Source organism: Yoonia sp., from assembly GCF_046292185.1.
In the GTDB taxonomy this organism is placed as follows: Bacteria; Pseudomonadota; Alphaproteobacteria; order Rhodobacterales; family Rhodobacteraceae; genus Yoonia.
On record NZ_JBKBQY010000127.1, the window covers coordinates 1 to 7,136 of the forward strand.

Below are 7,136 nucleotides of genomic sequence, written 5' to 3' on the forward strand. Positions count from 1 at the left end.
GGTCTGTGCCGCCGCCATAAACAGTGCCAGGTACTTCGCCTTCACGACGAGCTTGGCGGGCGGCCCCCTTGCCTGTCCCCGCGCGTACCTTGGCGTTCAGATCTGGAATCTTGCCAGCCATATTGGTAATCCTTTGATATAGAGGGGCCCGCCTCCAAGGGTGTCCGAGCCCGATGAAGCCTGCCCTATAGGCGGATTTGGCGTGATTGAAAAGCCTATTTCGCGGTGAAGGGGCATGGGTCAGGGCCCATGTGACGGCGCATCGCGAAAATGGTGCGATTTGAAACTTGCTTTGGGAAAATTGGCACGGCACGCATGGCGTCATGTCTATTGTCAACGCCTTGATTCTGTCACGTCGTCCTGCCACTGCCTTTGTGGTCGTCGGGATATTCTGGGGCTGTTTTGCGGCCTATGTGCCGGTGATCAAGGCGCAACTTGGTGCGTCTGACGCGGTGTTCGGCACGGTGTTGCTGGGGTCGGCCATGGGGCTGGTATCAGCGATGTGGCTGGCCCCACGGGTGGATCGCTGGCTCGGCAGCCGGTCGATGCAGGGCGCGATTGCGGCGCTGGCGCTGGCCTGGCTGATCCCGGCGCATATCACACATCCGCTGATCTTTGCGATGTCGATGGCGCTGGTGGGGCTGGCATCGGGGCTGCTCGACGTGGTGATGAATGCACGGGTCAGCGAATTGGAGGCACGGCACAGCCGCCCGCTGATGAATGCCAATCACGCGATGTTTTCGGTCGCTTATGCCTGTGCCGCGCTGATCGTGGGGTTCACGCGCGAGGCGGGCCTGCCGCCTGCGCCCGTCTTTGCGGGCTTTGGCCTGTTTGCGATCTGCATGATTCCCTTCGTGCGGATGGATGTGACCTATGTCGCCGCCGAACACGGCTATCAGGGCCGTTACCCGCTTTGGCCGATCCTGTTGTGCGGGTCCATCGTGCTGGTCGCCTTCATGTCAGAGGCCACGGTCGAGGCCTGGTCCGCGCTGCATGTCGAACGCACGCTGGGCGGCGGTGCGGCAGAAGGCGCGCTGGGGCCTGCGATGCTGGGGTTGACGATGGCCTTTGGCCGTTTTGCCGGGCAGGCGGTGGCGGAAAAACTGCGCGAGGTGCAGGTCGTGGTCTGGGCTTCCTTGCTGTCGGCCAGCGGGGCGGTGTTGGCCGCGCTCGCCCCGACGCCTTTGGTCGCCTATGCCGGTTTCGGCATTCTGGGGCTGGGCGTGTCGGTGATCGGGCCGATGGGGCTGGCGCTGGTAGGCAAGCTGGTGCCGCCGCACCTGCGCACGGAGGCGATCAGCCGGACAGCCGTCATCGGATTTTCCGGGTTCTTTCTGGCCCCGACAGCCATGGGCCTGATGTCAGAAGCCTTCGGCCTGCGCGCGGCCTTTCTTGGCGTGGCTGTCCTGCTGCTGACCGCCGTGCCGCTGGCGGTGCTGGTGTCGCGGCAACGGGCGGGGCAAGTGGCGGTGGCGCAAAGCTGAACAGGGCCGCGGGTGTTGGGCGGCCCTGTCGTATAAACGCCTTGATTTGTTAGACTGGATCTGGCTCGTCGATCTCTTCGTCTCCACCATTACTGCTGCTTGATGATCCCGACGCGATCAGCAATGCGGCCAGAACGCCTAGCACGATGAAAGTGGGGTTGATCGATGGCGCGGCGGCGACCGGCTCTGTGACGACGACGGGGGGCTCCATCACCTCAGGCGCAAGACCGCCGGCAAAGCTGGTTGTGGAAACAGCAGCAAGAATTGCTGCACTTGTGACAACTTGGGATATACGCATTGGTCAATCTCCTTTTGGGTAGTCGAATTCAGCGGGAATATGGCCGCTACCCCAAGATTGTTCCGCAGCACGCGATAATGCGTCAATGAATTTCGTCAAAAAAGTGTCAGATTGATGTCTTTTCGTCGCAGATGCAATGTTTGGGCAACAAAAAGGCCGCAGAGGATATTCCGCTGCGGCCCGTGTGATCATCACGTAAACGCTTGCGCGTTCAGGTGAAATTAGTCAGCAGCAGCTGCGATCAGCAGTGCGGCCAGAACGCCAACCACGATGAAAGCAGGGTTGATCGAGGAACCGGCAGGTGCGGGCTCGGCCACGACGACCGGGGCTTCCATGACTTCAGGGGACAGGCCGCCAGCAAAAGCGGAGGTGGACACAACAGCGACAGCAGCGGCTGTGGCGAGTACTTTAGTGATACGCATGAATATTTTCCTAACTTTGGTTTGCGATCTGACGACCGGTGCAGCAAAAACCACACCGACGATCGCGCCCAGCAATAAGTAGCTTTGGCTCACGGTCAATCACTTCGTCGTGCAGATCGTGCAAAAATACGACAGGCGATGCAAAATCCCCACGGTTGGCACCTTTTCGCGGCGTTGAAAGGCGGCATCAGACCCATGATCCTTCAAAATCCTTTGGCACCAACAGGATATCGCGGTCCACTTCGGTGATGTCACGCCGCCCGCACAGCGCCATTGTGGTGTCCAGTTCCTTGTGAATCACCTCCAGCGCGCGGGTCACGCCTGCCTCGCCCATCGCACCCAGCCCGTTGACATAGGCGCGCCCGATATAGGTGCCCTTGGCCCCCAGCGCCAAGGCTTTCAGCACGTCCTGACCTGACCGGATGCCGCTGTCGAAATGCACCTCTACCTTGTCGCCGACCGCATCCAGAATCGCGGGCAGGGCGCGGATCGATGACAAGGCACCGTCCAACTGCCGCCCGCCGTGATTCGACACCACGATCGCATCGGCCCCCAGCGCTGCGGCCTTGCGCGCATCATCGGCATCAAGGATGCCTTTCAGAATCACCTTGCCGCCCCACATCTTCATCAATTGCGCGACGCGGTCCCAGTCCAGCGCGTGATCAAACGCCTCTGCCGTCCAGGATGACAGCGACGACGGGTCCGACACGCCCTTGGCATGGCCCACGATATTGCCGAAGAACCGGCGCTTGGTCTGCAGCATTTCAATGCCCCAGCCCCATTTGGTGGCAAGATCCGCCATGCTCGCCAGTGTGAATTTCGGCGGCGCGGACAGGCCGTTCTTCAGATCCTTGTGCCTTTGCCCCAGAATTTGCAAATCCAGCGTGATGACGATGGCCGAACAGCCCGCCGCGCGCGCCCGGTCAAACAGGCGCTGCATGAAATCGTCGTCCTTGAGGGTGTAGACCTGAAACCAGAATGGTTTGGTGGTATTCTCGGCCACGTCTTCGATGGAACAGATCGACATGGTGGACAGGGTGAAGGGCACACCGAATTTTTCGGCCGCTTTGGCCGCCTTGATCTCGCCATCCGCGCATTGCATCCCCGTCAGCCCGACAGGGGCGAGTGCGACGGGCATCGCCACATCCTGCCCGATCATCTGAGATTTTGTCGTGCGGTTGGTCATGTCCACCGCGATCCGCTGGCGCAGCCGGATCTTGTCGAAATCGGATGTGTTTTCGCGGAACGTCTGTTCCGTCCATGATCCGCTTTCGGCGTAATCATAGAACATCTTGGGTGTGCGGCGTTTGTGCAGGCGTTGAAGATCAGCGATGGTGGTGATGACAGGCATGGTTTCCCCCGGATTGGTAAGGCGACATTACCGATCCGGGACGTTCATGCAATGGGTCAGGCGCTATGCGTGCCTTTGGCCAAGGCCGCGACAAAGGCGAGCACATCTTCCACGGAATGACCGGCAGCGATCCGGTCCACGATGGCCGACCCCACAACCGCACCATCCGCCACCTGTGCGATGGCGCGCGCGGCCTCTGGCGTCTTGATCCCGAAACCGACGATGACGGGCAGATCGGTCTTGGCTTTGATCCGTGCGACTTCGGGCGCGACGCTGTCGGTCTGTACCGCAGCGGTACCGGTGATCCCGGTCATGGAAACGTAATAGACGAAACCCGACGTATTTTCCAACACCTTGGGCAGGCGTTTGTCGTCCGTCGTGGGGGTGGCCAGACGGATGAAATTGATCCCGGCCTTTTGCGCGGGGATGCAAAGCTCTTCATCCTCCTCGGGCGGCAGATCGACGATGATCAGCCCGTCGATCCCGGCGAACACCGCATCGGCCAGAAAATTTTCCACGCCGCGCGAATAGATCGGGTTGTAATAGCCCATCATCACAATCGGCGTCGTGTCATCGGTTTCGCGCAAGGCACGCGCGTAATCCAGCGTCTTTTCCAGCGTCTGACCGCTGGACAATGCACGCTGTCCGGCAAGCTGGATGGTTTCGCCATCGGCCATCGGGTCGGTAAACGGCATCCCCAGTTCGATGATATCGACACCGGCACCGGGCAGACCTTTGACGATCTCCAGCCCTTTGTCATAATCGGGATCACCCGCCATCACATAAGCGACAAAGGCTTTGCGGCCCTCGGCCCGCAATTGCGCGAATTTGGCGTCGATTCTGCTCATGGTCATCCCCGGATTTATATCGTCCCCTTCCTGCGCGATAGGGCGGGGGAAATCAATGCCCGCTGGCCAAAGGCTTGCGTCAGCAGCGCCGCCCGCCTAGAAGCGCGTCAGCATAAAAGGAGTGACGGCATGGGTTTCAAGATGGGTATTGTTGGTTTGCCGAATGTCGGCAAATCCACCCTGTTCAACGCGCTGACGAAAACCGCTGCCGCGCAGGCCGCGAATTTCCCGTTCTGCACGATTGAACCCAATGTCGGCGACGTGGCCGTGCCGGATGCGCGGCTGGACAAGCTGGCCGATATCGCCGGATCGAAACAGATCATCCCGACGCGGATGACCTTTGTCGATATCGCCGGGCTGGTGAAAGGTGCCAGCAAGGGCGAGGGCCTTGGCAACCAGTTCCTTGCCAATATCCGCGAATGTGACGCCATCGCCCATGTGCTGCGTTGTTTTGAAGACGACGACATCACCCATGTCGAAGGCCGCGTTGACCCGGTCGAAGATGCCAGCACGATTGAAACCGAACTGATGCTGGCCGATCTGGAAAGCATCGAAAAACGGCTTGCCAACCTGACCCGCAAACTCAAAGGCGGCGATAAAGACGCCGCCCAGCAGGTCCGCCTGCTGGAAGCCGCGCAAAAGGTGCTGGAAGACGGCAAACCGGCGCGCACCGTCGCGGTGGATGCCGATGACGCCAAGGCCTGGCGCCTGCTGCAATTGCTGACGACGAAACCCGTGCTTTACGTCTGCAACGTCGAAGAAACCAGCGCCGGTTCCGGCAATGCCCTGTCGGCCCGCGTGGCAGAGATGGCCGCGGCGGAAGGCAATTCATCCGTGGTGATCAGCGCCCGGATCGAGGAAGAGATCAGCCAGCTGGACGCCGACGAGGCCGAGATGTTCCTTGGCGAAATGGGGCTGGATGAACCGGGGTTGGACAGGCTGATCCGCGCCGGTTACGCGCTGCTGCATCTGCAGACCTATTTCACCGTTGGCCCGAAAGAGGCGCGCGCCTGGACGATCAAGGCGGGCACATCCGCCCCGCAGGCGGCAGGCGTGATCCACGGCGATTTTGAACGCGGGTTCATCCGGGCGGAAACGATTGGCTATGATGACTTCGTGACGTTGGGCGGCGAACAACCGGCGAAAGAGGCGGGCAAGATGCGCGCGGAAGGCAAGACCTATACGGTCAAGGACGGGGATGTGCTGCATTTCCTGTTTAATACGTGACACAGATCAGGGTCGTCGCGGAAAACCGCCCCGCCAAGTCGCGCCATGCGGTGGTGTTCTGCTGTGACGCGAATTACCTGCCCTATGCGGCGCTGGCGATCCATACGCTGCTGCGCAACAATCCGGTGCGGGATTATGATATCTGCATCACGTCGCTGGATGAGTTGACGATACCTCCCGCACTGGAAGGGCATGACATCAGAATGTGCCAGATTGATGTCGGGGATGCTTTTGCAACAATCCCGACGCCCCGGAAATTGTCGATGACCGCTTATTTACGGTTGGTGTTGGCAGAAGCTTTTTCTTCCGAATATAGCCGCGTTTTCTACCTTGATTGCGATGTCTTCGTTGTTGGGGAGGCCATTAACGATGCCTTTGCCATAAATCTCGGTGAGTGTCCGGTCGGGGCTTGTAGGGACAGCGCTAAATGGAAGAAACCGTACCGAGACACAAAAGATCAAAGCGAAGCTGGGTTTCACGGCAACTACTTCAATTCGGGTGCTTTGCTAATCGATACCCAAAAATTCTTGGATCAGGATATTCGTGCGGCATGTATACAAGCATCCAACCAAGTTGCGCATAAGCTTAGTATGCTAGACCAGCCAATTCTGAATATTGCTTTGAAAGATAACTGGATGGAACTCCATCCTGCATGGAATTGGCAATGGGTCGCCGTCCGTCCAATGTTTGATATGTTTATTAACGTCCAAATTTTACATTTTATTGGATCATCGAAGCCTTGGTCTGATCAGAAAGATAGTGTGCCTGTTCGTTACCGAGAAATAGCAAGGCGCTTCATGGATATGTATTATCCGCATCTGTCTCAAAATATTGGTGAACCTGCCAAAAGACTAAGCAAACGCGCGATGGTTTTTCGCATTTTGAAACATTTGACGAGGACGTTTAAGTTTGTAGATGGATACAATCGCCATGGTGGTGACATCATGAAAGTGTTGCCACCAAAGTAAAGGTTAGTTCAACGTAGAACTACCCGGCCAAATCCGCCGTTTTTTTGCCAGCCACCAAGCCCTGCGAATGTAGTTCCCCGCTTTCACCCCATAATGCGGCAGCCGCCGATACCACGGAAACTTGCGTACCAGACCGAACCCTGTTCCAGTGATCGCGCTGACCCCGCCGTCATCGACGTGGGATGAAAACGGCTCTAACCCGAATTGCCGGAAATCGTGGTAGAAAAAGCGGTTCATCTCGTGATCATGCGCGCGGGTCTGCGGCCAGAACGCAGGAGCGAGCCGTGCTGCTATATTGCGCTTGATCAGATAGGCCGCATTACCCGTGAATGGCCCGGCATAGGCGTTCAGCCGATAGCGCCCCAGCTTGCCTTGACAGATCGGCAGCTTTGCGCGGATGCAGTTGAACCGCAGCGTGTCCCAATGTGCGGCCCCCGCCAGCGCCAGATCAAGGCTCTCCAGAAAATCGTCGTGAAACACGACATCGTCTTCAAGGATCAGAGCGACCCGATGGGGCGAGCCTGCCAACAAGTCCCAG

The 7,136-nt window shown here is 58.7% G+C and carries 8 protein-coding genes and 1 pseudogene; 3 read left to right on the plus strand and 6 right to left on the minus strand.

The annotated features are described in order from the left end of the window. Positions 1–121: pseudogene (locus tag ACK4TM_RS16305) on the minus strand (50S ribosomal protein L25); the annotation flags it as partial. Between the two features lie 202 nt (positions 122–323). On the opposite strand from ACK4TM_RS16305, the gene ACK4TM_RS16310 reads away from it, so the two are divergent. Then, entirely contained in the window at positions 324–1,484 is a 1,161-nt protein-coding gene (locus tag ACK4TM_RS16310; protein ID WP_409703245.1) for an MFS transporter, read from the plus strand. 49 nt (positions 1,485–1,533) lie between these two features. Here the strand turns inward: ACK4TM_RS16310 and ACK4TM_RS16315 are convergent, their stop codons facing one another. The 4 genes from ACK4TM_RS16315 to trpA form a co-directional block, all read right to left on the minus strand. Further along, the gene (locus tag ACK4TM_RS16315; RefSeq protein ID WP_409703247.1) at positions 1,534–1,782 is read right to left on the minus strand and encodes a hypothetical protein; all 249 of its coding nucleotides are present in this window, start codon (positions 1,780–1,782) and stop codon (positions 1,534–1,536) included. Positions 1,783–2,003: 221 nt separating this feature from the next. After that, positions 2,004–2,204 (minus strand): hypothetical protein, encoded by a 201-nt coding sequence (locus tag ACK4TM_RS16320; protein ID WP_409703250.1) that lies wholly within the window; start codon positions 2,202–2,204, stop codon positions 2,004–2,006. 187 nt (positions 2,205–2,391) lie between these two features. After that, positions 2,392–3,555: an L-lactate dehydrogenase gene (locus ACK4TM_RS16325; protein ID WP_409703253.1), complete on the minus strand. Its 1,164-nt coding sequence runs from the start codon at positions 3,553–3,555 to the stop codon at positions 2,392–2,394. Between the two features lie 56 nt (positions 3,556–3,611). Continuing rightward, the gene (gene trpA, locus ACK4TM_RS16330; RefSeq protein WP_409703256.1) at positions 3,612–4,403 is read right to left on the minus strand and encodes a tryptophan synthase subunit alpha; all 792 of its coding nucleotides are present in this window, start codon (positions 4,401–4,403) and stop codon (positions 3,612–3,614) included. Positions 4,404–4,532: 129 nt separating this feature from the next. Here trpA and ychF point away from each other — a divergent pair, with 129 nt between their 5' ends. Both ychF and ACK4TM_RS16340 read left to right on the plus strand, forming a co-directional pair. Then, a complete protein-coding gene (ychF, locus tag ACK4TM_RS16335; RefSeq protein ID WP_409703260.1) occupies positions 4,533–5,630 on the plus strand; it encodes a redox-regulated ATPase YchF in 1,098 nt (365 codons plus the stop codon). Further along, positions 5,627–6,598 carry a glycosyltransferase family 8 protein gene (locus ACK4TM_RS16340; protein WP_409703263.1) on the plus strand — a complete coding sequence of 324 codons (972 nt, stop codon included), beginning with the start codon at positions 5,627–5,629 and terminating at the stop codon, positions 6,596–6,598. The genes ychF and ACK4TM_RS16340 overlap by 4 nt, the downstream gene beginning before the upstream one ends. 3 nt (positions 6,599–6,601) lie before the next feature. On the opposite strand, the gene ACK4TM_RS16345 is transcribed toward ACK4TM_RS16340, so the two are convergent. Then, positions 6,602–7,136: glycosyltransferase family 25 protein (locus ACK4TM_RS16345; protein ID WP_409703266.1), on the minus strand; the 535-nt coding region annotated here is incomplete at its 5' end.